At 71.6% G+C, this 23,362-nt stretch carries 20 protein-coding genes and 1 tRNA gene; 8 read left to right on the top strand and 13 right to left on the bottom strand.

Translation table 11 applies throughout. From position 1 onward, the window contains the following. Positions 1–120: 120 nt before the first annotated feature. Positions 121–192: transfer RNA gene (locus ACWD4A_RS22475), tRNA-Val, on the bottom strand. Between the two features lie 165 nt (positions 193–357). Here ACWD4A_RS22475 and ACWD4A_RS22470 point away from each other — a divergent pair. Next, positions 358–1,125, top strand: a complete 768-nt coding sequence (locus ACWD4A_RS22470; RefSeq protein WP_451196524.1) for a DUF4097 family beta strand repeat-containing protein — start codon at positions 358–360, stop codon at positions 1,123–1,125. 185 nt (positions 1,126–1,310) lie between these two features. After that, on the top strand, positions 1,311–2,600 hold the full coding sequence (locus ACWD4A_RS22465) for a hypothetical protein (RefSeq protein ID WP_451196526.1): 1,290 nt from the start codon (positions 1,311–1,313) through the stop codon (positions 2,598–2,600). A 152-nt stretch (positions 2,601–2,752) separates the two neighbouring features. Here ACWD4A_RS22465 and ACWD4A_RS22460 read toward each other — a convergent pair whose 3' ends face one another. Genes ACWD4A_RS22460 through ACWD4A_RS22445 form a run of 4 tightly spaced genes read right to left on the bottom strand, consistent with a single transcriptional unit; the run spans position 2,753 to position 8,052 of the window. After that, on the bottom strand, positions 2,753–3,415 hold the full coding sequence (locus ACWD4A_RS22460; RefSeq protein ID WP_451196521.1) for an O-methyltransferase: 663 nt from the start codon (positions 3,413–3,415) through the stop codon (positions 2,753–2,755). Between the two features lie 49 nt (positions 3,416–3,464). Next, positions 3,465–4,271 carry an HAD family hydrolase gene (locus ACWD4A_RS22455; RefSeq protein WP_451196519.1) on the bottom strand — a complete coding sequence of 269 codons (807 nt, stop codon included), beginning with the start codon at positions 4,269–4,271 and terminating at the stop codon, positions 3,465–3,467. Then, entirely contained in the window at positions 4,268–6,880 is a 2,613-nt protein-coding gene (locus tag ACWD4A_RS22450; RefSeq protein ID WP_451196516.1) for a phosphoribosyltransferase, read from the bottom strand. The genes ACWD4A_RS22455 and ACWD4A_RS22450 overlap by 4 nt, the downstream gene beginning before the upstream one ends. Then, entirely contained in the window at positions 6,877–8,052 is a 1,176-nt protein-coding gene (locus ACWD4A_RS22445; RefSeq protein WP_451196514.1) for an HpcH/HpaI aldolase/citrate lyase family protein, read from the bottom strand. The genes ACWD4A_RS22450 and ACWD4A_RS22445 overlap by 4 nt, the downstream gene beginning before the upstream one ends. Positions 8,053–8,236: 184 nt before the next feature. Between ACWD4A_RS22445 and ACWD4A_RS22440 the strand changes: the two genes are divergently transcribed. After that, the gene (locus ACWD4A_RS22440; protein WP_451196512.1) at positions 8,237–8,938 is read left to right on the top strand and encodes a TerD family protein; all 702 of its coding nucleotides are present in this window, start codon (positions 8,237–8,239) and stop codon (positions 8,936–8,938) included. Between the two features lie 9 nt (positions 8,939–8,947). On the opposite strand, the gene ACWD4A_RS22435 is transcribed toward ACWD4A_RS22440, so the two are convergent. From ACWD4A_RS22435 to ACWD4A_RS22410, 6 genes are all read right to left on the bottom strand, one after another. Then, on the bottom strand, positions 8,948–9,670 hold the full coding sequence (locus ACWD4A_RS22435; protein WP_451196510.1) for a TerD family protein: 723 nt from the start codon (positions 9,668–9,670) through the stop codon (positions 8,948–8,950). 100 nt (positions 9,671–9,770) lie between these two features. Beyond that, positions 9,771–10,916, bottom strand: coding sequence for a DUF475 domain-containing protein (locus ACWD4A_RS22430; protein WP_451196508.1), 1,146 nt, complete (start codon positions 10,914–10,916; stop codon positions 9,771–9,773). Positions 10,917–10,986: 70 nt separating this feature from the next. After that, the gene (locus ACWD4A_RS22425) at positions 10,987–11,562 is read right to left on the bottom strand and encodes a TerD family protein (RefSeq protein ID WP_451196506.1); all 576 of its coding nucleotides are present in this window, start codon (positions 11,560–11,562) and stop codon (positions 10,987–10,989) included. Positions 11,563–11,676: 114 nt separating this feature from the next. Continuing rightward, positions 11,677–12,252 carry a TerD family protein gene (locus tag ACWD4A_RS22420; RefSeq protein WP_451196504.1) on the bottom strand — a complete coding sequence of 192 codons (576 nt, stop codon included), beginning with the start codon at positions 12,250–12,252 and terminating at the stop codon, positions 11,677–11,679. A 156-nt stretch (positions 12,253–12,408) separates the two neighbouring features. After that, a complete protein-coding gene (locus tag ACWD4A_RS22415; protein WP_451196501.1) occupies positions 12,409–12,867 on the bottom strand; it encodes a peroxiredoxin in 459 nt (152 codons plus the stop codon). Between the two features lie 168 nt (positions 12,868–13,035). Continuing rightward, positions 13,036–13,458, bottom strand: coding sequence for a DUF3052 domain-containing protein (locus ACWD4A_RS22410; RefSeq protein WP_116211480.1), 423 nt, complete (start codon positions 13,456–13,458; stop codon positions 13,036–13,038). 464 nt (positions 13,459–13,922) lie between these two features. On the opposite strand from ACWD4A_RS22410, the gene aceE reads away from it, so the two are divergent. Then, on the top strand, positions 13,923–16,655 hold the full coding sequence (gene aceE, locus ACWD4A_RS22405; RefSeq protein WP_451196499.1) for a pyruvate dehydrogenase (acetyl-transferring), homodimeric type: 2,733 nt from the start codon (positions 13,923–13,925) through the stop codon (positions 16,653–16,655). A gap of 76 nt (positions 16,656–16,731) precedes the next feature. On the opposite strand, the gene ACWD4A_RS22400 is transcribed toward aceE, so the two are convergent. Together ACWD4A_RS22400 and ACWD4A_RS22395 are read right to left on the bottom strand one after the other, a co-directional pair. Further along, positions 16,732–17,112, bottom strand: coding sequence for a peptidase inhibitor family I36 protein (locus tag ACWD4A_RS22400; protein WP_451196496.1), 381 nt, complete (start codon positions 17,110–17,112; stop codon positions 16,732–16,734). Positions 17,113–17,238: 126 nt separating this feature from the next. Further along, entirely contained in the window at positions 17,239–18,831 is a 1,593-nt protein-coding gene (locus ACWD4A_RS22395; RefSeq protein ID WP_451196494.1) for an MFS transporter, read from the bottom strand. A 114-nt stretch (positions 18,832–18,945) separates the two neighbouring features. Here ACWD4A_RS22395 and ACWD4A_RS22390 point away from each other — a divergent pair, with 114 nt between their 5' ends. The 4 genes from ACWD4A_RS22390 to ACWD4A_RS22375 all read left to right on the top strand — a co-directional run bounded on the left by ACWD4A_RS22390 (position 18,946) and on the right by ACWD4A_RS22375 (position 23,352). Continuing rightward, positions 18,946–19,605 carry a TetR family transcriptional regulator gene (locus ACWD4A_RS22390; protein WP_451196491.1) on the top strand — a complete coding sequence of 220 codons (660 nt, stop codon included), beginning with the start codon at positions 18,946–18,948 and terminating at the stop codon, positions 19,603–19,605. Between the two features lie 99 nt (positions 19,606–19,704). Then, complete coding sequence (locus ACWD4A_RS22385) at positions 19,705–20,925, top strand: alpha/beta hydrolase (RefSeq protein ID WP_451196489.1); 1,221 nt, start codon at positions 19,705–19,707, stop codon at positions 20,923–20,925. 114 nt (positions 20,926–21,039) lie between these two features. Next, positions 21,040–21,897: a DUF4429 domain-containing protein gene (locus ACWD4A_RS22380; RefSeq protein WP_451196487.1), complete on the top strand. Its 858-nt coding sequence runs from the start codon at positions 21,040–21,042 to the stop codon at positions 21,895–21,897. 210 nt (positions 21,898–22,107) lie between these two features. Beyond that, positions 22,108–23,352, top strand: a complete 1,245-nt coding sequence (locus ACWD4A_RS22375) for a sensor histidine kinase (RefSeq protein ID WP_451196484.1) — start codon at positions 22,108–22,110, stop codon at positions 23,350–23,352. Positions 23,353–23,362 lie beyond the last annotated feature (10 nt).

Below are 23,362 nucleotides of genomic sequence, written 5' to 3'. Positions count from 1 at the left end.
AACCTGCGGGGCCCCTGAGGCTTCCGCTGTTCCCGAATCTCGAAGTCCATCGCATCCCCTGAACTGGGGTGTTGCGACGACCACTAGAACGGAAGGATCGACTGGGGGCCTTCGTAAGGGTGGGCACAGACGGATTTGAACCGCCGACATCTGCTTTGTAAGAGCAGCGCTCTACCGCTGAGCTATGCGCCCTAGGACGAACAGACAGCCTACATGCCGAGGGGCCGGTCCTCGCAAACCCTGGTGGCCCGGGGGTTATCCCCACCCCAGGTCCGGTAGCGGGCGTCATCGCCGCGCGGTGATTGTCTCCCTAGGGTCGGAGACGTCAGCGTCCGGCCTGCCCCCTACGGAGTCCCCATGAAGTCCCGCACCGCCCGGTTGTCCCTCGTCGTCGGTGGCGTGCTGCTCGCCGGGGCGGGCCTGGCCGGCTGCGGGGGCGCGAACGCCGACGAGGCCGACCCCGAGAGCAGGGCGTTCGCGCTCTCCGGGCAGGAGCTCACGGTGGACTCCGACAACTCGGAGCTGGAGCTGGTGCCCGCGGACGGCAAGGACGTGAAGGACGTCAAGGTGACCCGGCGGTTCTCGGGGTGGACCCTGGGCGGGTCGTCGAAGGCCTCGTGGGAGATGGACGGGCACACCCTCAAGCTGCGGCAGCACTGCAGCGGCCTCGTCTCCAACTGCGAGTCCAAGCACACGATCGAGGTGCCCCGCGGCGTCAAGGTCACCGTCAAGGACGGCAACGGCAGCATCCGGGCGCGCGGCTTCGACCAGGACCTCACGCTCACCTCCCACAACGGCGCGGTCCGGGTGACGGACTCCAGCGGCGCCCTCGACCTCTCCAGCTCCAACGGCGACGTGACCGCCACCGGCAGCGCGTCCCCCCGGGTCAGGGCCCACTCCTCCAACGGCGGCGTCCGCGTCGCGCTGACCCGCGTACCCGAGCGGGTGGACGCCACCAACGACAACGGCAACGTCAGGATCGAGCTGCCCCGCACCCCGTACAAGGTCGACGTGCACAGCGGCAACGGCAGGACGCAGGTGGACGTCCCGACCGACGACACCAGCCGGCACACGGTCTCCGGGCGCAGCAACAACGGTGACGTGAGGGTGGTCACCGCGGGCTGACCGCCCTGGGTGTTCGCCCCCGCCGGGTGGGAGAATGGCAGCCGGGCCAGGGGCGATCCACCGGGAGAGGGCAAGTGACGGCGATCTTCGCGCAGTCCGTACGGCAGTCCGTACGACCGGCACGCCGCCGTTCCCGCTCCGCCGCGGCCGTCGCGGCCGCGGCCCGGGAGACCGTCGCGCTCGCGCTGCTGCCCCTGCCGCTGCTCGCCGCCGCGCTGCCCGCCGCGTTCACCGGTGGCGGTACGCGGCGCTGGGGCCGGGGCCGCGGGGAAGGCCGGCGGGCCGACGCGCAGGCCGCGAAGGACGCGGCGGCCGCCGCGTTCTACGAGCTGGACACCGCCCAGCGCGACCTGCGGATCTCCATCGAGACGATCACCGCGGTCGACCCCTCGCCCGCCGCCCGGCGGGCGGCCGCCGACTTCGCCGCCCTCGGGGAGCGCATCGACCAGGCGTCCCACGCCTACATCACCGCCGTCGACGCCCACGACCTCGACCGCGAGGACCTCGACCCCGGCTCGGCGGACCGCGCGCGCACGGAGCTGACCCGGGCCAAGGACGAGCTGATGCGGGTCAAGGCCGACCTGGACCGGTTCGGGGCGGGCCTGGGGACACTGCTGCGGGCGGCAGAGGACCAACTGGCCCTGCTCGCGCCCGCCGTGGAGCGGGCCCGGCAGCGGCTGCTCGCCGCGAGCGAGGCCCTGGACGCCGTCCGGGCCTCGGGGCTGCGCGCCGACGACCTGGCCGCCCGGCTCGCGGCCCTCTCCCCCGAGCTGACCAGACTCAACCAGGGCGCCGGGCAGCACGGCGTGCAGGAGACCGTCGCGCGCGCCGAGCGGGTGCAGCGGGACGCCGAGGCGATCCGCGCGGACGCCGAGGGGCTGCCGCGGAAGGCCGCGGACATCGACAAACGGCTCGTCTCGCTCCGCACCCGCGCCCAGGCGATCACCACCCGCGCCGCCGGGGTCGAGCCCGTCCTCAGCGAGCTGCGCCGCCGGTACAGCGCCGCGTGCTGGCAGGACCTCCAGCGGGTGCCGGAGGAAGCGGCCCGCGCGGTCGCCCAAGCGGAGGAGAAGCTGCGGGAGGCACAGACGGCGCGCGCGGAACAGCGCTGGCCGGACGCGCTGGCCGGGCTGACGACCGTACGGGCCCTGCTGAGCACCACCGACGAGGCCGTCTCCGCCGCGGGCGAGCGGCTGCGGCGGCTGGACGAGGTGTCGTCCGACCATCAGAAGGAGGTCGAGCGCACCCGCTTCGCCGTGCGGGACGCGCAGCGGCTCGCGATGGCCGGGCGCAGCACGCCCGACCCGCGGCACGCGGGGCCGTTGGACGAGGCCGTGGCCCGGCTGGACCGGGCCGTCGCCGGGCTCGGCGGGCGGCATCCGGACTGGTGGCACTTCCTGCGGGAGACCGAGGCCGTGCGGGCCGTCGCGGCGCGGGTGGTGCAGGAGATCCGGCAGGCCGCCGCGCCGCGCTAAGCGCTCCGCTGGAAGCCCCGTATGCCATCTGCGGGTGCGTCGTGGCTGGTCGCGCCCACGCGGCGGAGCCGCAGATCGACGCTTCCCCGCGCCCCTTCGGGGCGCCACCGAACCGCATTGGACTTCGCCAAGCCCGCTTGGCCGGGCCCCGCTCAGCCGACCCGGCGGGCCAGCGTCAGACCGTCCGCCACCGCCAGCATGACCGACTCCATGCGCTTGTCCGCCGCGACATGGGTGTTGAACGCCCGGACGTGGTGGCCGTTGGTGCCGGGGGCCGGGTCGAGGACGGTGCCGCTGAAGAGGACGTTGTCGGCCACGATCAGGCCGCCGGGGCGGAGGCGGGGGACGAGCTCCTCCCAGTAGGCGATGTAGCCCTCCTTGTCGGCGTCGATGAAGGCCAGGTCGATGTGCGGGTCGGCGGGCATGGCCCGCAGGGAGTCGACGGCGGGCGCGATGCGCAGGTCGATGCGGTCGGCGACGCCCGCCTCGGCCCAGGCGTCGCGCGCGTAGGCCGTCCAGTCCGCCGAGATGTCGAGGGTGATCAGCCTGCCGTCGGCGGGCATCGCCCCGGCCATGGACAGGGACGACAGGCCGGTGAAGGTGCCGACCTCGACGATGTGCCGGGCGCCGGTGAGCCGCACCAGGAAGGCCAGCAACGGGCCCTGTTCGCGGGCGATCTGCTTGACCGCGACGCCCGGCAGGGCGGTGTGCGTGACCTCGACGAGGGCGCGCTGCGCCGCGTCGAGGGGCGGGTTGTGCGCGATCACGTAGTCGTACAGCTCGGGGGTCATGCGGACGCCCTTGAACTCTGCCATGCGAATCTCCTCAGCGGCCGGCGAGGAGGCCGGTGGCCCCTGAACGAGACTACGCCGCGGCCTCGTTGAACGCCGCGAGAATCTCCTCGCCCGCCAGCACGCCCCGGGTCGTCAGGGCGGTGACGTGCGGGGCCGCCCACTCCGTGTCGGCGAGCTCGCCGTGGCCGGGCCGCCAGCCGCGGTCCGCGGCCAGCAGCAGGCCGGCGTCGAGCAGCGAGTCCCCCGCGGCGAGCACGCCGGACGCGCCGGTGCGGCGGGCGACCTCGGCGACCGCGGCGCTCTTGGTGAGCGGCCGGGGCACGGCGTAGACCTTGCGGCCCTGGACGGAGACCGACCAGCCGCGGGCGGCGGCCCACTCCGTCAGGTCCTCGATCCAGGCGTCGGGCAGCAGCGGCCGGTCCACGACGAGGTAGGCGAAGAGGTCCTCGGCCGTGCGCTCCTTGAGCAGCCAGGCCGGGTCGGCGGCGCGCGTCAGGTGCGTACGGACCTCGTGCAGGGGGGCGCACCCGGCGGCCAGCTTCCGCTCCACGCTCCGCCGCCAGCCGGGGTCGGACTCGCCGTGGACGAGCAGCTCGCCGCCGTTCGCGCAGACCGCGAACTCGGGTGCGGGGCCGGGCAGCCGGACACGGCGGTACTGCTCGCGGGTGCGGGTGGTGGTGGGCACGAAGGCGGCGGTGCGGGCCAGTCCGGCGAGCAGCCCGGCCGCGGTCTCCGTCACGTACGAGAGCGGCTTCCCCCCGTACACCTCGACGCAGAGCAGGCGCGGCGCGTCCGCGTCCGGCATCCGCAGGTCGAGGGCGGCGGCGGAGTAGATCAGGGTGCGGTCGAGGTCGCTGGCGACGACGAGGCGGGTCATCGGGCCGTCACCGCCGTGCCGTCCGCGCCGGTCGCGCCGCGGGTGTAGCGGGGGTGGATCAGGCCGACGCAGCGGTAGGGCAGGCCGTCCGTCTCCTCGACGGGGACGCCGCGCTGGGCGGCCAGCAGCCGGACGTGGTCGAGGTCCGCGCCCGCGCCCCGCTGGGCGAGGATCTTCCACGGGACGCGGCGCAGCAGGACGCGGGTGGTCTCGCCGACGCCGGGCTTGACGAGGTTGGTGTCGTGGATGCCGTACTCCTCGCTGATGCGCTCGACGGCGGCCCAGCCCGCCCAGGTGGGGGTGCGGTCGGCGGCGGCCAGCTCCTTGGCGCCGAGGGCGACGGCCTCCTCGACGTCGGGGAAGCGCGCGGTGACGGCGGTGAGGAGGTCGCGGGACACGTCGGCGCCGGCCAGCTCGCGGTAGAACTTGGCGCCGTGGAAGTCGTGCGGGCCGACGAGGTCGGCGCGCAGGACGGTACGGGAGATCAGGCCGGACACGGTCGAGTTGAGGCAGGCGGAGGGGATGAGGAAGTCGTCGCGCGTGCCGTAGGTCGTCACGCAGTGGCCGGGGTCGGCGAGGACCGCGAGCCGGGGGTCGAAGCCGGGGTGGCCGTCGAGGGCCTCGGCGAGCTCGCGGGTGATGGCGCCCTTGCCGGTCCAGCCGTCGACGAACACGACGTCGGCCGGGTCGTGGTGGGCGGCCAGCCAGCGCAGGGCCGTGGTGTCGATGCCGCGGCCGCGGACGATGGAGACGGCGTAGTGCGGCAGGTCGAGGCCGTGCCTGTGCTGCGCCCAGCGGCGCATCAGCACGCCGACGGGGGTGCCTGCGCGGGCCAGTGAGACGAGCACCGGGCGGGGTGATCTCTCGGCCAGCACCGTCTCGGTGACGACGCCGACGGCCCGCGCCATCCGGGCGGCGGACGCGTCGAGCGCGGCGTGGAAGAGCTCCTGGTAGTCGGCGCTGGGCTGGTACTCGACCGGCAGCGACTCCGCGTAGTGCGCGCCGCCGCTCTGGATGGCCTCCTCGCGCTCCTCGGTGGGGGCTTCGAGGGTGACCCCGGAGAGGTCCTGGAGCAGCCAGCCGACGTCGTCCGGCTCGTAGGAGGAGAACGCGGGACCGCGGAGGGGCTCGGGCATGGGCGGGGCCTCGGGGGTGTGGGAGGGGACGACGGCGAGCAGGACCCGCCCGGTGTGCGGGGCGAGGGTGTCCAACAGGCCGCTGGATGCGTGCAGTTCGGGGGTGTCGCCGTGGGAGTCGACGACGGCGACGACGGCGTCGAAGCCCGCGCCCGCGACGTTGTACGCGTAGCGGGTGCCGGGGCCGTCGGCGGGGGCGTCGTGGGCGGGGAAGGCGAGGCGGGTGCGGATGGCGTAGCCGGGGTCGTCGAGGGCGAGCACGGGTGACCGGGTGGTGGTGGAGAACCGTACGTCGACGCGGTCCCGTGGTGCGCGACCGGCTCCCCGGGCATCCGGCGCGCCCGCGGCGGCCGCAGCGGGGCCGCCGACCTGGTCGTCTCGTTCCGCTTCGGGGCGCCCGGCTTCGGAACGCCCGGCTTCGGAGCGCCCGGCTTCGGCGGGACCGCCGAGCGCCTCCTCCAGCGCGAGGGCGAGCCGCAGGGGTGCGTACATCAGCTCCTCGTTGCCGAGGACGAGGACGCGCCGGGCTCCGTGCGGGAGGGCTTCGGCGATCCGGGCGGCCATGCCCGGCAGCGCGGCCTCCAGCCGGGCCCGGTGGGCGGGGGTGAACCCGTGCCGCCCGCCGTCCGGCACTCGGGCCGGCCAGCGGAGATCCGTCCGGTGGGGCGTCACCGGACCGCGCTCGTGCGGCCGGCCGGGGTCCTGCTCGGCACCATGCCGGGAGCCTTCCCGCCACCGCGGCGGGACATCCGGCGGAGCGGGCACCGCCGTCGCGGTCCCGTGGTGCGCGACCAGCTCCTGGCCCCGTTCCAACACCCCTTCCGGGAGGCGGACTTCGCCGGAGGCGAGGGACAGCAGGTCGACCCGGGCGCCGAGGCCCGCGGCGAAGTCGGTGAGCCGCGCGCGGTCGCGCGCGCCGCGCATGTCGACCAGGGCCACGACCACGTACCGCTTCCGGGGGAAGCGCGCGTGGAGCGCGGTGATCGTGTTCAGGACCGTGCGGCCGGTGGAGAACTCGTCGTCGACGAGGACCAGGGGGCCGTCGCCGGACAGCAGGGCCGGGTCCTCCGGCAGCAGCAGGTGGGACGTCGCGTGGCTGTGCTCCTCCTCGAAGCCGCCGACCGGGGTCAGGCCCGGCACGGGCCGTCGCGTGGAGTGCAGGTACGGGGCGAGGCCGAGGCCGTCGGCGACCGCGTGGCCCAGGCCGGTGGCCGTCTCCGCGTAGCCGAGGACGACCGACCGGGCCGCGTCCGCCTCGCCGAGGAGGGCGCGGACCCGGCGCCCGAGCCCGGCGCCCGCCTCGTACACCACGGACGGCACCGCGGGCACGTGCTTGCCGAGCACCTTCGACACCAGCAGATGCGCCCGCTTGGGGTTGCGCCGGAGGGCCAGGCCCAGCAGCCCGCGCAGTGCCGCGTCGCCCTCCAGGCCTATGCCGAGCCGGTCCTCGACCCACCGTCCCGACCAGGTCACGCCGCCGCCCTCACGTTCGCCGCCAGCAGCTCCACGAATCCCACGTCCTCCCGCGCGACGCCGAACACCTCGGCGCGGAGCACGATCCGCTCCGCCCAGGCCCGGTGCGGCTTCACTTCGTTCATCTTGTTCGTATAGGCGGAGCGCAGCACTCCGCCGCCCTCGCGCTCGGGCCGCAGGATGTCCTCGGCGTCGCTGAACTCCTCGTGGCTGACGACGGAGAGGGCGTGCACGGGGGCGACATGGGAGGGGTGGATGCAGGTCTTGCCCTGGAGTCCGTTGGCCCGGTCGAGCTGGATCTCCCGGAGCAGGCCGTCCATGTCGTGCGCGATCAGCGCGGTGCGCAGCTCCTCCGCCGGGCCGGCGAAGGGCGTGCGGCGCAGCTGCGGCTTGAACATCCGCTCGTGCTGTCTGAAGTACTCCCAGACGGGGCCGGTGACGGTGAAGCCGCTGCCGTCCGCGCGGCCGAGGACGTTGACGACGTCGGCGATCACCGAGGCGACGAGCTGGACGTCGTAGGCGGTCATGTCGGGGGCGCGGCGCAGTCCGTACGCCGAGCAGAAGTCGGTGACGCCGAGCCGCAGGGCGAGCACCCGGTCGCGGTACTTGTCGACGGTGCGGGCGATGCCGGAGAGGGTCTCGGTGCGCGTCTCCAGGTGGAGGAGCTCGGGCGATTCGAGGACAGGCATGGCGAACAGCCGTCGCCCGCAGCCGGCTTCGGCGGCGGCGAGCGCCTCCAGGAACGGGAGGCCGCGCTCCTCGGTGAACTTCGGGAGGACGAACCCGGACAGCGGCCGCCCGGCGGGGCCGAGCCGCCGGACGAGGTCGGGGATCTGGTCCGGCTCGCGGACCCGGACGAAGAGGAGCGGCAGGGTCCGGCCGGTGGCGGCGAGCTCGGCGAGCCGGGTGAACTGGCGGACGAGGTTCTCCTCGGCGGCGGTCACGTCGGCGTCGTCTATGGAGTCCTCCAGGCAGAGGACCATGGAGACCACGCCGTGCGCCGCCTGCTTGACGATGTCGTCCGCGAGGGCGGGCCGGGTGGCGGGGCTGTAGAGCGTGGCGCCGAGGGCGGTGGCGAGGGTGGCGGTCGGGGAGTCCGCGCCGAAGGCCGAGGGCTGCTTATGGAACAGATCATTCCGCACCGAGGGCGCAAGGTGTTCGAAATGCCTCATGTCTCTCCCCGTACGCCAAGGCGTCCCGAGCGACCTGCCCGGCCCGAAGTGCGATCGATAATCGTACGTCCGGGAGTAGGTCAAGAGTTCCCCAAGTGCATGAGAATCTGGCCGCCCGCATGATTTACCCCCGTAGCGGCCCCTGCGTTGTCCGCGGCCGGTGCGGGAAGGCAGGATTGCGGGCATGACGCACGCCATGCAGAAGGGGTCGAACATCCCGCTGGACACCCGGAACGTTCGGGCCGTGCTGCGCTGGACCCCCGGGCCGGGCGTTCCGGACGTGGACGCCTCCGCGCTGCTGGTCGGCGACGGCGGCCGCGTCCGCTCCGACGAGGACTTCGTCTTCTACAACCAGCCCCGGCACCCCTCCGGCACCGTCCGGCATCTGGCCAAGAAGCGGCTGACCGAGGGCGCGACCGACTCGGTCGAGGCCGACCTCGCGGCGGTGGACCCCTCCGTCGACCGGATCGTGCTGGCCGCCTCGGCGGACGGCGGGCCCTTCGGCCTCGTCCCCGACCTGTGCGTGCTGCTGTACGACGCGGCGGGCGGCGAGCCCGTGGCCCTCTTCGAGGTACGGCCGGAGACGGGCTCCGAGACCGCGATGATCTGCGGGGAGCTCTACCGGCGCGGCGAGGGCTGGAAGTTCCGGGCGATGGGGCAGGGGTACGCGTCGGGCCTGGTGGGGCTGGCCACGGAGTTCGGGATCTCGGTGGACGAGGAGGCTCCGCAGGCGCCCTCGGCGCCACAGTCCGGGTACGCGTACCCTCCGCCGCCGTCGGAGCCGCCCGCCGTCCCGCCGGCCTACGGCTACCCGCAGCCGCACCCCGCCCCGGACCTGGGCTTCCGTCTGCCCCCGCAGGGGCCCCAGTTCCAGTCGGCGCGCTGAACCGGGGCGCTAGACCTTCGACTTGTAGCCGCGGCCCCACTGCAGGCCCCAGCCGTAGAGGCGGTCCAGCTCCGCCTGGAAGCCGTAGACGTACTTCATCTCGCGCCGCAGGGTGATCTCCCCCTTGTTGTTCTCCAGCATCACCACGGCGCACGACCGGGCCTCGGGGGCGCGCTCGTGGAGGGGGATCTCGATCCGGGGGCCGTTGCCCGGGTAGAGCGTGACCATGGCGTGCGTACGGTCGAAGGCCGGGGTGCCGTCATAGATGTAGACGAAGATCAGCAGTCGTTTGATCTCGTCGCGGTGGTCCATGTTGATGTAGATCGTCTCGCCCGCCCCCGACCCGAACCGGTCGTCGCCGCTGAGCTGGACGTACGGCGGGCTGTTGAGGCTGCCCAGTATGTTGCCGAGCGGCTGGACCACGCCTTTCGACCCGTCCTTGAGCTCGTACATGCAGGCGAGGTCCAGGTCCACATTGACCATGGCCGGGCCCTGCGCCTGCACCATCTCGGGCTTGAACTTGCGGAGCATCCCTCCCCCGCCCCGGTCGTCGAAGTCCGAGGTGCGCATCCGCCACGAGAGGTTCACCCGGAGGTTCCCGGTCACCGCGCCCTGCTTCGTGAGCGAGAGCGTGGAGTGCCGCTTGGTCAGCTCGACCGCACCGCCGTGGAAGTCGAACTGCTGCTCGCTGACCCGCCCCCAGTTGCCGAAGAACCTGTCCCAGATCGTCATTGCCCTGACCCCCACCCCTAGTGAGCCGAACTGCCGCGGGGCGGCCGCGAGGTGACCCTCGTGACCGCCCCGATCAGAGCGTTCCGCAAATGTGCCGGGGTCACACCCCGGACGAGACCTCCGCCTTCCGCCCGGCGCCGTCCCCGGAGCCGTGGACCCGGCGGTTGCGCACCACGGAGGACCAGAAGGCCACCCCGATCAGCACCACGCCGATGAGGCCGGTGATGACCTCGTTGATCTCGTACTTGATGGTCACGAGAAGGATGACGGCGAGCGCGCCGATGGCGTAGTGCGCGCCGTGCTCCAGATAGACGTAGTCGTCGAGGGTCCCCTTGCGGACGAGGAAGACCGTCAGCGAGCGGATGTACATCGCGCCGATCCCGAGGCCCAGCGCCATCTCGAAGATGTCGTTGGTGATGGCGAACGCGCCGATGACGCCGTCGAACGAGAACGACGCGTCGATGACCTCCAGGTAGAGGAACATGAAGAAGGCCGCCTTGCCGGCCAGCCCGACGGCCGCGCCCGTGCCCTTCTTCGCCGGGACGGCGTCGGCCGGCTCGCCGTCGTCGTCCTCCTCGGCCTCCTCCAGGCGGTCCTCGAAGAAGCCGGAGATACCGCCGACGATCAGATAGGTGACCAGACCGCCGACGCCCGACAGCAGCACCGTGGCGGCCTTGTCGACCGTGCCCTCACCACCGTGGACCGGCACCGCGGTGGCGAAGGTGGTGGCCGCGATCAGCAGCACCACCAGCGCGACGACGATGGACAGCGTCTCCAGCTTGCCCAGCCGGGCGAGCGGCTTCTCCAGCCACTCCAGCCACTTGATGTCCCGGTCCTCGAAGATGAAGTCCAGGAAGATCATGAGCAGGAACATGCCGCCGAAGGCGGCGATGGCCGGGTGGGCGCTGGTGACCAGCGCCTCGTACCGCTCGTGGTCCTGGAGGGCGACCTTGACCGCCTCGATCGGCCCCAGCTTCGCCGTGATGGCCACGATCACGACCGGGAAGACCAGCCGCATGCCGAACACGGCGATGAGGATGCCCAGGGTCAGGAACATCTTCTGCCAGAACGGATTCATCTTCCGCAGGATTCCGGCATTGATGACCGCGTTGTCGAACGAGAGCGAGATCTCCAGGACGGAGAGGATCGCGACGATCGCCAGCCCCTGCCACCCCCAGAGGACGCCCGCCAGAGCCAGGCCCGCCGCCGTGATGGCGAACGACCAGCCAAAGGTTTTCAGGAGCACCGCTACCCAATCCTTCACTTAGGGGTTCCCCCGCGCCGTGCGCCGCTTTTACGCCGCACGGTCCGCGGCTTTACGAAACGTTGACCCCGAAGTCTAGGGCGATGCCGCGCAGACCCGACGCGTACCCCTGTCCCACCGCACGGAATTTCCATTCGCCGCCGTAGCGGTAGACCTCACCGAAGATCATCGCCGTCTCGCTGGAGGCGTCCTCACTGAGGTCGTAGCGGGCGAGCTCGCTGCCGTCGGCCTGGTTGACGACGCGGATGTAGGCGTTGCCGACCTGGCCGAAACTCTGCCCGCGGAGATCGGCCTCATGGATGGAGACCGGGAACACGATCTTGTCGCAGGCCGCCGGGACCTTGGTCAGGTCCACCAGGATGGACTCGTCGTCGCCCTCGCCCTCACCGGTGAGGTTGTCACCGGTGTGCTCCACGGAGCCCTCGGGGCTCTTGAGGTTGTTGTAGAAGACGAAGTACTCGTCACCGAGGACCCGGCCCGCGGCGCAGAGCAGCGCGCTGGCGTCGAGGTCGAAGGGCGCCCCCGTGGTGGAGCGCGCGTCCCAGCCGAGACCGACGGTGATGTTGGTGAGGTTGGGTGCGGCCTTGGAGAGGGAGACATTGCCTCCCTTGGCGAGCGTTACGCCCATGTTCTTGCTTCCTCCCCGGGATGAAGGGTGTCCGATGCACGTCCGGCGCCGCACGCCGTCGCCCCCCGTGGAGGGGCGAGGCGTGCGGCGCCGGACGCCGTGCGACAGGATCCGTCAGACGTTGACGCCGAAGTCCTGGGCGATGCCGCGCAGACCCGAGGCATACCCCTGACCGATCGCGCGGAACTTCCACTCGGCGCCGTTGCGGTAGAGCTCGCCGAAGACCATGGCGGTCTCGGTCGACGCGTCCTCGCTGAGGTCGTAGCGGGCGAGCTCGCTGTTGTCCGCCTGGTTCACCACGCGGATGTAGGCGTTGCGCACCTGGCCGAAGCTCTGCTGACGGCCCTCGGCCTCGTAGATCGAGACCGGGAACACGATCTTGTGGACATCGGCGGGCACGCCGGCCAGGTTGACCTTGATGACCTCGTCGTCGCCCTCGCCCTCACCGGTGAGGTTGTCACCCTGGTGCTCGACGGAACCGTCGGGGCTCTTGAGGTTGTTGAAGAAGACGAAGTTCTGGTCGTTGGCGACCTTGCCCTGGTCGTTGGTCAGCAGCGCGCTGGCGTCCAGGTCGAAGTCCGTACCGGTGGTGGTACGGGCGTCCCAGCCGAGACCGACGACGACCGCGGTCAGGTTGGGCGCGGCCTTGGTCAGCGAGACGTTGCCGCCCTTGCTGAGACTGACTCCCACGGGTCCTCCATTGGTTCGAGGGGGAAGGGTGAGACCTGCGCCCCCGTTGTGCGATGGCACCCGATCAACGGTTGGGGGCCGGTGCCCGGTTCCCGTCGATCACAGGCTTCTCGGATCCGGCGTCCGGCAACCGCCGAACGGAGGTTCGCCGAGGTATCAGAGCGCCGCGAGCGCCGCGGTGTACTCGTTCAGGTCGCGCGCGTCCGGCAGGCCGTTGACGACGGTCCAGCGGACCATGCCGTCCTTGTCGATGATGAAGGTGCCGCGCACCGCGCAGCCCTTCTCCTCGTCGAAGACGCCGTAGGCGCGGCTGGTCTCGCCGTGCGGCCAGAAGTCGGAGAGCAGCGGGTACTCCAGGCCCTCCTGCTCGGCGAAGACGCGCAGCGAGAACGGCGAGTCGTTGGAGACGGCCAGCAGCTGGACGTCGTCGTTCGCGAACTTCGGCAGCTCGTCGCGCAGGGCGCAGAGCTCGCCGGTGCAGACGCCGGTGAAGGCGAAGGGGTAGAAGAGCAGCACGACGTTCTTCTCGCCGCGGAAGTCGGAGAGCCGGACGGTCTCGCCGTGCTGGTTCTTCAGGGCAAAGTCCGGAGCCTTGGAGCCGACCTCGATCGCCATGGGTTCGCTTCCCTCTCTCGACTGGCCGGCCCCGGGGCCCGTTCCCTCGGCGGCCCCGGCCACCGGCGGGTGGTGCGGCCAGTCTGTCACCGCGCCTCCGGCGCACGCAGCGCGCCCCCCGGCAGCGGTGCTGCCGGGGGGCGCGGTGCGGTTCTGCGAAGGCCGGCGCTAGCGCTTGGGGGCGACCATGCGGGTGCCGGTCCAGTCCTTGGCCACGCTGATGCTCTTGGTCTGGCTCAGACCCGCGGTCTGCGACGCCTCGTTGATGTCGCTCGGCTCGATGTAGCCGTCGCGGCCGGTCTTCGGGGTCATCAGCCAGATGTCCCCGCCGTCCTCGAGCATGCCAATGGCGTCCACGAGCGCGTCCGTCAGGTCGCCGTCCTCGTCGCGGAACCACAGGACGACGGCATCGGCCACATCGTCGTAGTCCTCGTCGACCAGATCCTGGCCGGTGATTTCCTCAATGGCCTCGCGGAGCTCCTGATCGACGTCGTCGTCGTAGCCGATCTCCTGGACCACCTGTCCGGGCTGGAAACCCAGCCTGGCGGCAGGGTTGGTCCGCTCCTCCGCGTGGTCCGCGGTCGCGCTCACTTATTGCCTCCTGTCATCTTTCGAGAAAGTGTCTTGATGATCCCCGCATACGCGAGTCATTGGCCGTAGTCCACACGTGCCGGACGGATCGCGCAAGTACCGGGCCGTCGAGACCGCCGAAACGGTGACGGAAGCGCCCCTCCCACCGCAACCGCCACCATGGAAGAGCACAGGCGAGTGATTCATGCCACAGCATTCTGCCGGGTTTGCGAAGTTGCCCCGTGTGATTACGGCATTCAGGCCCGAACGGCCGTACGCGGGGGACCCCCAAAGGGAGCGTATGGTTGCGATTTGGCCGCTCCTGATCGGCCGCCCCTTGACACGTCGTCTCACGGAGTGGTGGTTACTGCCCGGTAGAGATGACGTTTCCGTCGCCGCGGTCCACGATGGGAGCCGACGCGACAGAGCAGCAGACCGTAGTTGACCGCGTGCTGAGCACGACCCGAGAACACCGAAGGAACAGCGTGGCTTCCGGATCCGATCGCAACCCGATCATCATTGGCGGCCTTCCCAGCCAGGTCCCGGACTTCGATCCCGAAGAGACCCAGGAGTGGCTCGACTCGCTCGACGCAGCCGTCGATGAGCGAGGCCGGGAACGTGCCCGCTACCTCATGCTCCGCCTGATCGAGCGGGCCCGCGAGAAGCGCGTGGCCGTGCCCGAGATGCGCAGCACGGACTACGTCAACACCATCGCCACCAAGGACGAGCCGTTCTTCCCCGGCAACGAGGAGATCGAGCGCAAGGTCCTCAACGCGACCCGGTGGAACGCGGCCGTGATGGTTTCGCGCGCCCAGCGTCCGGGCATCGGCGTCGGCGGCCACATCGCCACCTTCGCCTCCTCGGCCTCGCTGTACGACGTGGGCTTCAACCACTTCTTCCGCGGCAAGGACGAGGGCGACGGCGGCGACCAGATCTTCTTCCAGGGTCACGCCTCCCCCGGTGTCTACGCCCGCGCGTTCCTGCTGGACCGACTGTCGGAGCAGCAGCTCGACGCGTTCCGCCAGGAGAAGTCCAAGGCGCCCTACGGTCTGTCCAGCTACCCGCACCCGCGGCTGATGCCGGACTTCTGGGAGTTCCCGACCGTCTCGATGGGCCTCGGTCCGCTCGGCGCGATCTACCAGGCCCGGATGAACCGCTACATGGAGGCGCGCGGCATCGCCGACACCTCCAAGTCCCACGTGTGGGCGTACCTGGGCGACGGCGAGATGGACGAGCCGGAGTCGCTCGGCCAGCTGTCCATCGCCGCCCGCGAGGGTCTGGACAACCTCACCTTCGTCGTCAACTGCAACCTGCAGCGCCTCGACGGTCCGGTGCGCGGCAACGGCAAGGTCATGCAGGAGCTGGAGTCGCAGTTCCGCGGCGCCGGCTGGAACGTCATCAAGCTGGTCTGGGACCGCTCCTGGGACCCGCTGCTGGCGCAGGACCGCGACGGCATCCTGGTCAACAAGCTCAACAGCACCCCGGACGGCCAGTTCCAGACGTACGCCACCGAGACCGGTGCGTACATCCGTGACCACTTCTTCGGCGACGACCACCGTCTCCGCAAGATGGTCGAGAACATGTCCGACGACCAGATCCTGCACCTGGGCCGCGGCGGTCACGACCACAAGAAGATCTACGCGGCGTACGCGGCGGCCAAGGCGCACAAGGGCCAGCCGACCGTGATCCTCGCGCAGACCGTCAAGGGCTGGACCCTCGGTCCGAACTTCGAGGGCCGCAACGCGACCCACCAGATGAAGAAGCTGACGGTCGAGGACCTCAAGCGCTTCCGGGACCGCCTCCACATCCCGATCGCCGACAAGGAGCTGGAGTCCGGCCTGCCGCCGTACTACCACCCGGGTCGCGACTCGGAGGAGATCCAGTACATGCACGACCGCCGCAAGGCGCTCGGTGGCTATGTGCCGAGCCGTGTGGACCGCTCCAAGCCGCTGGTGCTGCCGGGCGACAAGACCTACGCGACCGCCAAGAAGGGCTCCGGGCAGCAGTCGATCGCCACCACCATGGCGTTCGTCCGCATCCTGAAGGACCTCATGCGGGACAAGGAGATCGGCAAGCGCTTCGTGCTGATCGCCCCCGACGAGTACCGCACCTTCGGCATGGACGCGTTCTTCCCGTCCGCGAAGATCTACAACCCGCTGGGCCAGCAGTACGAGTCCGTGGACCGCGAGCTGCTGCTCGCGTACAAGGAGTCCCCGACCGGCCAGATGCTGCACGACGGCATCTCCGAGGCGGGCTGCACGGCCTCCCTGATCGCGGCGGGCTCCGCCTACGCGACGCACGGCGAGCCGCTGATCCCGGTCTACGTCTTCTACTCGATGTTCGGTTTCCAGCGCACCGGTGACCAGTTCTGGCAGATGGCCGACCAGCTGTCGCGCGGTTTCGTCCTGGGCGCGACCGCCGGTCGTACGACGCTGACCGGTGAGGGTCTGCAGCACGCGGACGGCCACTCGCAGCTGCTGGCCTCGACCAACCCCGGTTGCGTCGCCTACGACCCGGCGTTCGGCTTCGAGATCGCGCACATCGTCAAGGACGGTCTGCGGAGGATGTACGGCGAGAACGCCGAGGACATCTTCTACTACATGACCGTCTACAACGAGCCGATCCAGCACCCGGCCGAGCCGGCGGACGTGGACGTGGACGGGATCCTCAAGGGTCTCTACCGCTTCAAGGCGGGCGAGAAGGGTGCCGTCCCGGCGCAGATCCTCGCCTCCGGCGTGGCCGTGCCGTGGGCCCTGGAGGCCCAGCGCATCCTGGCCGACGAGTGGAACGTCAAGGCGGACGTCTGGTCGGCGACCTCCTGGAACGAGCTGCGCCGCGACGCCGTCGCCGCGGAGGAGTACAACCTCCTGCACCCGGAGGAGGAGCAGCTCGTCCCGTACGTGACGAAGAAGCTCGCCGGTGCCGAGGGCCCGAAGGTGGCCGTGTCCGACTGGATGCGGGCGGTTCCGGACCAGATCTCGCGCTGGGTGCCGGGCTCGTACCAGTCGCTGGGCGCCGACGGCTTCGGCTTCGCGGACACGCGTGGCGCGGCCCGTCGCTTCTTCCACATCGACGCCCAGTCGATCGTCCTGTCGGTGCTCACCGAGCTCGCCAAGGAGGGCAAGGTCGACCGCTCCGCGCTGAAGCAGGCGGTGGACCGCTACCAGCTCCTCGACGTGACGGCGGCCGACCCGGGCGCCGCGGGCGGCGACGCGTAGTCGCTGCGCTGAGCAAAAGCTGATCGATCTGGGCCCCTCCGGCCGGCGCTGCCGGCGGAGGGGCCCAGATCGTTTTCTACTGCTCCCAGACCTTGAAGGCCCGTACCGTGTACGGGGATTCCGGCACCCACGTCCCCGAGGGGTACGTCGCGAACTCGGCCGTATCCGCGCACGTGGCGCTCTGGTAGGTGGTGACGGGGCGCCCCGTTCGGTTGACGAAGGAGGCCACCCCGGGCCCTGCCGGTAACGTCACACAGCTCTCGATGTCGATTTTCGTGAGCTCGCTCGTCGTCCGCACGCCGTGGTAGTCCGTCTTCGACCACAGGCACAACTGCCCGGCCACGCACCCGCCGGGGCGCCCCGGCGAGGTCGCGGTCGCGGCGGGCGCGCTCACGAGGGCCAGGCCCGCGGCGGCGCCCACGGCGAGCGCGGCGACCCGGATCGTACGCATACGCATCACTCCCTGTATCGGTGGACTGCTGCGCCGATCCTGTCCGTGACGATCACCCGCTGCCAAGAGGGCCCCGCGTACGGGGCCCTGATAGGGGAAGACGGCAGGTGCCGGGCGAAAGTGCCGCCGGTCTCAGACGACCGCGGCGCCCGCCGCGGCCTCCGCGTTCTCGCCACGCTTGGTGAACAGGGCGAATACGGCGGCGACGAGGGCGACGACCCCGGCGACGGTGAACGACAGGCTCATGCCTGACACGAAAGTGTCATGGGCGGCGGTGGTGATCTTCTCCGCGATCGGCGCCGGGCTGTTCGGCGGGACCGGGGCGATGCCGATCGCGACCGCGTCGGAGGCCTTGGACAGTTGCTCGGGCGGGAGCTCCGGCAGGCCCGCCCCCGTCCACTTGCCGGGCAGGAGGTGGTCGACGCGGGCGGCCATGACCGCGCCGAGGACGGCCGTGCCGAGGGCGCCGCCGACCTGCATCGCGGCCTGCTGGAGGCCACCGGCGAGACCGGCGTGCTGCAACGGGGCGTTGCCGACGATGACTTCGGTGGCGCCGACCATGACCGGGGACAGGCCCAGGCCGAAGAGCGCGAACCACAGCGACATCACGGCCGTGCCGGAGTCGGTGTCCAGGGTGGCGGTGCCGAAGGCCGCGGCGGCGGTGAACAGCATGCCGACGACCAGCGGCCCGCGCGGCCCGACGCGGGTGATGACCGCGCCGGACACGGGCGCGCCGATGATCATCATGCCGGTGAGCGGCAGCAGGTGCAGACCGCTGTCGACCGGGCTCATCCCGTGCACGTTCTGCAGGTAGAAGGTGACGAAGAACAGGCCCCCGATGAAGGCGAAGGCCATCAGCAGCATCAGCACCGTACCGGCGGTGAGCGGCACGGAGCGGAACAGGCCGAGCGGCAGCAGGGGTTCACGGACCCTGGTCTGCCAGACGGCGAAGAGGACGAAGGCGACGAGCGCTCCGGCCAGGAAGAGCAGCGTCCTGGTGCTGCCCCACTGCCAGGCGGGCGCCTTGATGACGGCCCACACCAGGCAGAACATCGCGATGGAGAGCAGGACGATGCCCAGCGGGTCGAAGCTCTTGGGCGCGTTCTCCAGCCGGTGGTCCCTGAGGATGATCGTTCCGAGGACGAGGGCCGCGACGCCGACCGGCACGTTGACATAGAAGACGGACTGCCAGTTGACGTGCTCGACGAGCACACCGCCGAGGATCGGGCCGCCCGCGGTGGAGACGCCGATGACCATGCCCCAGATGCCGATGGCCATGTTGAGCTTCTCGGCCGGGAACGTGGCCCGGAGCAGACCGAGCGCGGCGGGCATCAACAGGGCGCCGCAGAGGCCCTGGAGCACCCGGAAGCCGACGATCATCGAGACGGTGTCGGAGAGGGCGATCGCACCGGAGGCGACGGCGAATCCGGTGGTGCCGATGAGGAAGGTCAGCCGGTGGCCGAAGCGGTCGCCCAGCTTGCCCGCGGTGATCAGGGCGACCGCGAGGGCGAGGAGGTAGCTGTTGGTGATCCATTGGACGTCGGCGAGCGAGGCGCCGAGGTCCTTCTGAATAGCGGGGTTCGCGACAGCGACGATGGTGCCGTCGAGCGTGACCATCATCACGCCGATCGCGACGGAGAGCAGAGTCAGCCAGGGATGGCCCCGTAACCCCTTCCGGGGCCCGAGATCCGGCGTCGCGTCGGCGACGGTGGTCTGAGACGTCATATTCCGAGATTATGGCAGTAGCTGACAATTGACAAATAGTTTCAGGAGACGGCCGCTGCCAGATCGGCCACAGCTATCCTGAGCAGCCGAAATGCTGCGTGAGGAGAGGCGTCGATGCGTACGATCGAGGACGTGACGGGCCGTGCGGCACCGCCCGGACTGCGTGAGCGCAAGAAGCGCCGCACCCGGGACACCTTGATCCGTTCGGCTCTGGAGCTGTTCGCGCTGAAGGGCTACGAACGCACGACGGTCGACGAGATCTCCGAGGCCGCGGACGTCTCCCAGCGCACCTTCTTCCGCTACTTCGCGAACAAGGAGGAGGTCGCCCTCGCGGTCCAGGACTCCGTGGAGTCCCACTTCCTCACCGCGCTGCGCGAGCGCCCCGCCGGCGAGGCGCCGCTGACCGCGCTGCGCAACGCCGTCCTCGCCTGCTGGGACACCGCGGGCGACGCCATCGAGTCGGTCGTGCCGCTCGAACTGCACATGCGCACGTACCGCATGATCGAGTCGACCCCGCAGCTGTTCGCCGCCCACCTGCACCGCCTCTCCGGGCTGGAGGACGAGCTGGCCCGGGAGATCGCCCGCCGCGAGGGCCTCGACGTCGCGACCGACCCCCGGCCCCAGGTCCTGGTGGCGGCGTTCAGCGGGGTGATGCGGGTCACCGGCAAGCTCTGGGGACAGCGCGGCGGCGCGGGTCTGGAGGAGCTCCGCGAGATCACCACGACCTATCTCGACCAGCTCGGCCCGGCGTTGGCGGAAAACTGGCGCTCCTGATCGGGAAACGTCAACGAGCGGGCAATCACCCTCACTTCAAACGTGAGATGGCTCACTGACTCCACGGTCACCGCCGGCTTTCTCCTAGGGTGTTCGGCGGTGACTTCTTTCCCGGAGCTCGGCTCCCCCTCCGCCCCGTGGACCACCACGGCCGCCGTATGGCGCGCGCTGCTCGCCCTGGCCGTGGTGTTCGTCATGCTCGCCACCACCGGCTGGACGGCCGTCAGAAGCCACAAGGCGGGCGACGACGTCCGGACGGCGAGCCTGAGCGCCTGGCTGCACGGCTCCATAGCGGGCCGCCCGCTCCCCGACCCCAATGCCGCGCCCGGGGCACTGGCCCGCTTCTTCGGCACCCTCACCGGCGCCCAGCGCGACCGGCTCGCCGACCGCTACCCCCTCGTCGTCGGCAATCTCAACGGCGCCCCGCCCGCCCTGCGCTACCGGGCCAACCGGATCGCCCTCGACCAGGCCCGCCGGGTCGAGAAACACCGGATGCGGGAGAGCGACCTCACCCCGGCCGGGCGCCAGGACGCGGCCCGCCGGATGCACCGCTACGAGTCGCTGATGGGCGACGACCGGCAGATCCTCGCCTTCGACCCCACCGGCGCCGGACGGGTCGCCGAGGTCACCGGCGACCTGGAGAAGGCGGAGCGCGTCTCCGTCGTCGTGCCGGGCGTCGACACCAACGTCCTCACCTTCGAGAAGACCCAGCGCGCCTACACCGCGCCCGAGGGGATGGCCCGCTCCCTCTACGCCGCGGAGCGGAAGACGAGCCCCGCCACCAGGACGGCCGTCATCGCCTGGGCCGACTACACCTCGCCCGCCGGGGTCGGCATGGACGCCGCGACGGGCAAGCTCGCCGCCGAGGGCGCCCTGCGGCTCCGGGCCCTCGTCCGGGCGCTCCCGGGCGACTCACCCGTCTCCCTGTTCTGCCACAGCTACGGCTCGGTGGTGTGCGGCGTCGCCGTCCGCGAGATGTCCCCCCGGGTCACCGACGTCGCCGTCGCCGGCAGCCCCGGCATGCGCGCCGACCACGTCTCCGAGCTGCGCACCAGCGCCCGGATATGGGCGATGCGCGACCCCGACGACTGGATCCAGGGTGTCCCCCACCTGGAGGTCGGCGGCCTGGGCCATGGCGCGGACCCGGTCTCCGCGGGCTTCGGCGCGCGGCTGCTGTCCGCCCGCGGCGCGGAGGGGCACGCGGGCTACTTCCAGCCCGGCACCACGAGCCTCGCCAACTTCGCGGGCATCGGCGTGGGCATGCCGTCGGCGGTCAGCTGCGCCAAGGCGTCGAGCGGCTGCGCGGACGACCTCGCGTAGTCCCCGGTCCCGGAACAACCCCGTACCGGACGCGGACACGTCACTTTGACGCGCGTAGCTCAGGGGTTGCCCAGGGGTGGGACGCGCGGGCGCCCGCCGCATACGATGAGCCGTATGGGTGATGTGCTGGCCGGTTTCCACGCCGCCTGGGAGTTCGGCACCGACTCCGTGCTCATCCGCTTCGAACGGGGGATCCGCACGCCGAAGCTGCTCCAGGCGCTCGGTGAGCGACGCATCCCCTACGAGGCGCTCGCGGCCGTCGAGCAGGCCCCGGGGAAGCGCGGCACGGTGGTACTGCGCGCCGTGCCCAGACCCGGCGCCGACCCGCTGATGGACGTGGCCGCGGGCGGGCTCAAGGAGGGCTGCGACCCCTACCGCCTGGTGCTGCCCGCCGAGCGCGACGCCCTCGCCGAGTACTACGCCGACGAGATACGGGCCGCGCTCGGGCCGTACGCCGCCGAGCCCGCCGAACGCCATCTGGTCGCCGCGCCCGCGCCACCGCTGTCCTTCAAGGCGTACGACGGCAAGGCGTCCTTCGACGGCACCGCCGTCGGTTTCCGCTGGTTCTGGACGGGCGCGTCCTCCGCCAAGTGGAAGGCGGGCGACCAGCGCTTCCCCGTCGACGAGCTGTCGGGCGTCGAGTGGCGCTCCCCCGACGCGGGCGGGGGCTGTCTCCGGCTGCTGCGGCACGGGCAGGCGCCCGGTGAGTACACGGCCGCCGCCGACCAGGATCCGGCGGCGGTCGTCTTCGGCATGGGGTACGGGCTGGTCCACGAGTCGCTCCCGTTCGCGGCCGCGGTCCTGGAGGCCGTGCGTTCCCCCGGGACGACCGCCGTACGGGCCGCGGCGGCCCGCCCGGACCCCGGCGGCATCGCGGACCGCATCCGCCACCTGGGTGCGCTGCACGACGCCGGCCTCCTGACCGACGACGAATTCAGCTCCAAGAAGGCCCAACTCCTGGCGGAGCTGTAGCCGGATCGCCGGATGGGCTGGATTGTGCACCCCACCTAAGTTGTGGGCAGGCGTTCCGCAAGGCGGAACGGGTGGGCACAACCCGACCACCGGCCCGCACCCGAACAGGGGCCCGGGGCGGAGCCCCGGGGTGATACCCGGGTACCACCCGGAAACGACACCCCGGTGTGACGCCCGGCCTGCCGCCAGGCGCCTACGCTGAAACCTGCCATGATCCAATCGCTCCTCACCCCCGGCGAACCCCTCCTGGCGCACGCGAAGCGGCGCTGGGCGCGCCGCGCGCCGTACGCCGTCGCCCTGCTGTTCACCGCGATCCTGCTGCCGGTCACCGCCACCGGTCTGACCAGGGACTACGGGCTGAACGCCGGGGTCGCCACGGTGCTCGCCTGCTGCCAGACCGGGCCGCTGCTGCTCGCGGTGCGCAGGCCGCTGCTCGCGTGGGTGATCGTGTTCGTGGCCGATGTCGCGGGGGCGGCGGCGCTGCTCGCCGTGCCGCCGCACGGGGACCGGCCCTGGCCCTGGACGCCGATGGCGATCATCGGGATGCTGCTGCTGTTCCTCGCGCTGGGGCTGCGCGAGCGGCCCCGCGTACTGGCCGCCGCGTGGGGGCTGGTCCTAGGGGCGAGCCTGGCCCTCCGGAGCATCTCCCCGGAGCGCAGCTCCGCCGTCTGGGTGACGCTCGTGGTGCTCGGCGGCATCCTGCTGCTGCTCGGCGGCGCGCTGCGGGCGCGCGGCGACGCCCAGCGGGCGCTCGCCGAGCAGGAGAACATCAGCGAGGCGGAGCGGGCCCGCCGCACCCTGCTGGAGGAGCGCGCCCGGATCGCCCGTGAGCTGCACGACGTGGTCGCCCACCATATGTCGGTGATCACCGTGCAGGCGGACAGCGCTCCGTACCGCATCCCGGACCTGCCGCCCGCGGCGAGCGAGGAGTTCGGCGCGATCGCCGCGACCGCCCGGGAGTCGCTGACCGAGATGCGGCGGCTGCTGGGCGTCCTGCGCAGCGAGGAGAACGGCGAGGGGTCCGGCGGCGAGCGGAGCCCGCAGCCGGGCGTGGCCCGCATCCCGCAGCTCGTCGAGGCGACCGTGCGGGCCGGGCTGCCCGTGGAGCTCACGGTCGGCCCGGAGGTGGACGCGGCGCGGCTGCCGCAGGCCGTGGACCTCTCCGCGTACCGCATCGTCCAGGAGGCCCTGGCCAACGTGGTGCGGCACGCGCCGGGCGCGGTGACCCGGGTGTCGGTGTCCGCGACCGCGGACAGTCTGACGGTGCTGGTCGTCAACTCCGCCGTGGCGGGGCCCGACGCCCCGCTGGAGACCTCCGGCACCGGCCACGGCCTCGTCGGCATGCGGGAGCGGGTCCGGCTGGTCGGCGGCTCGCTGGACACCGGCCCGCTGCCGGAGGGCGGCTACCGGGTGGCGGCCCGGCTGCCGTTCGCCGATACCGCCGCACCCCGCTGACGCGCCGCGT

This window comes from Streptomyces sp. NPDC002537 (genome assembly GCF_053594975.1).
Note: the sequence above shows the minus strand (reverse complement) of the source record. Positions and strands in the feature narration are given on the sequence as shown.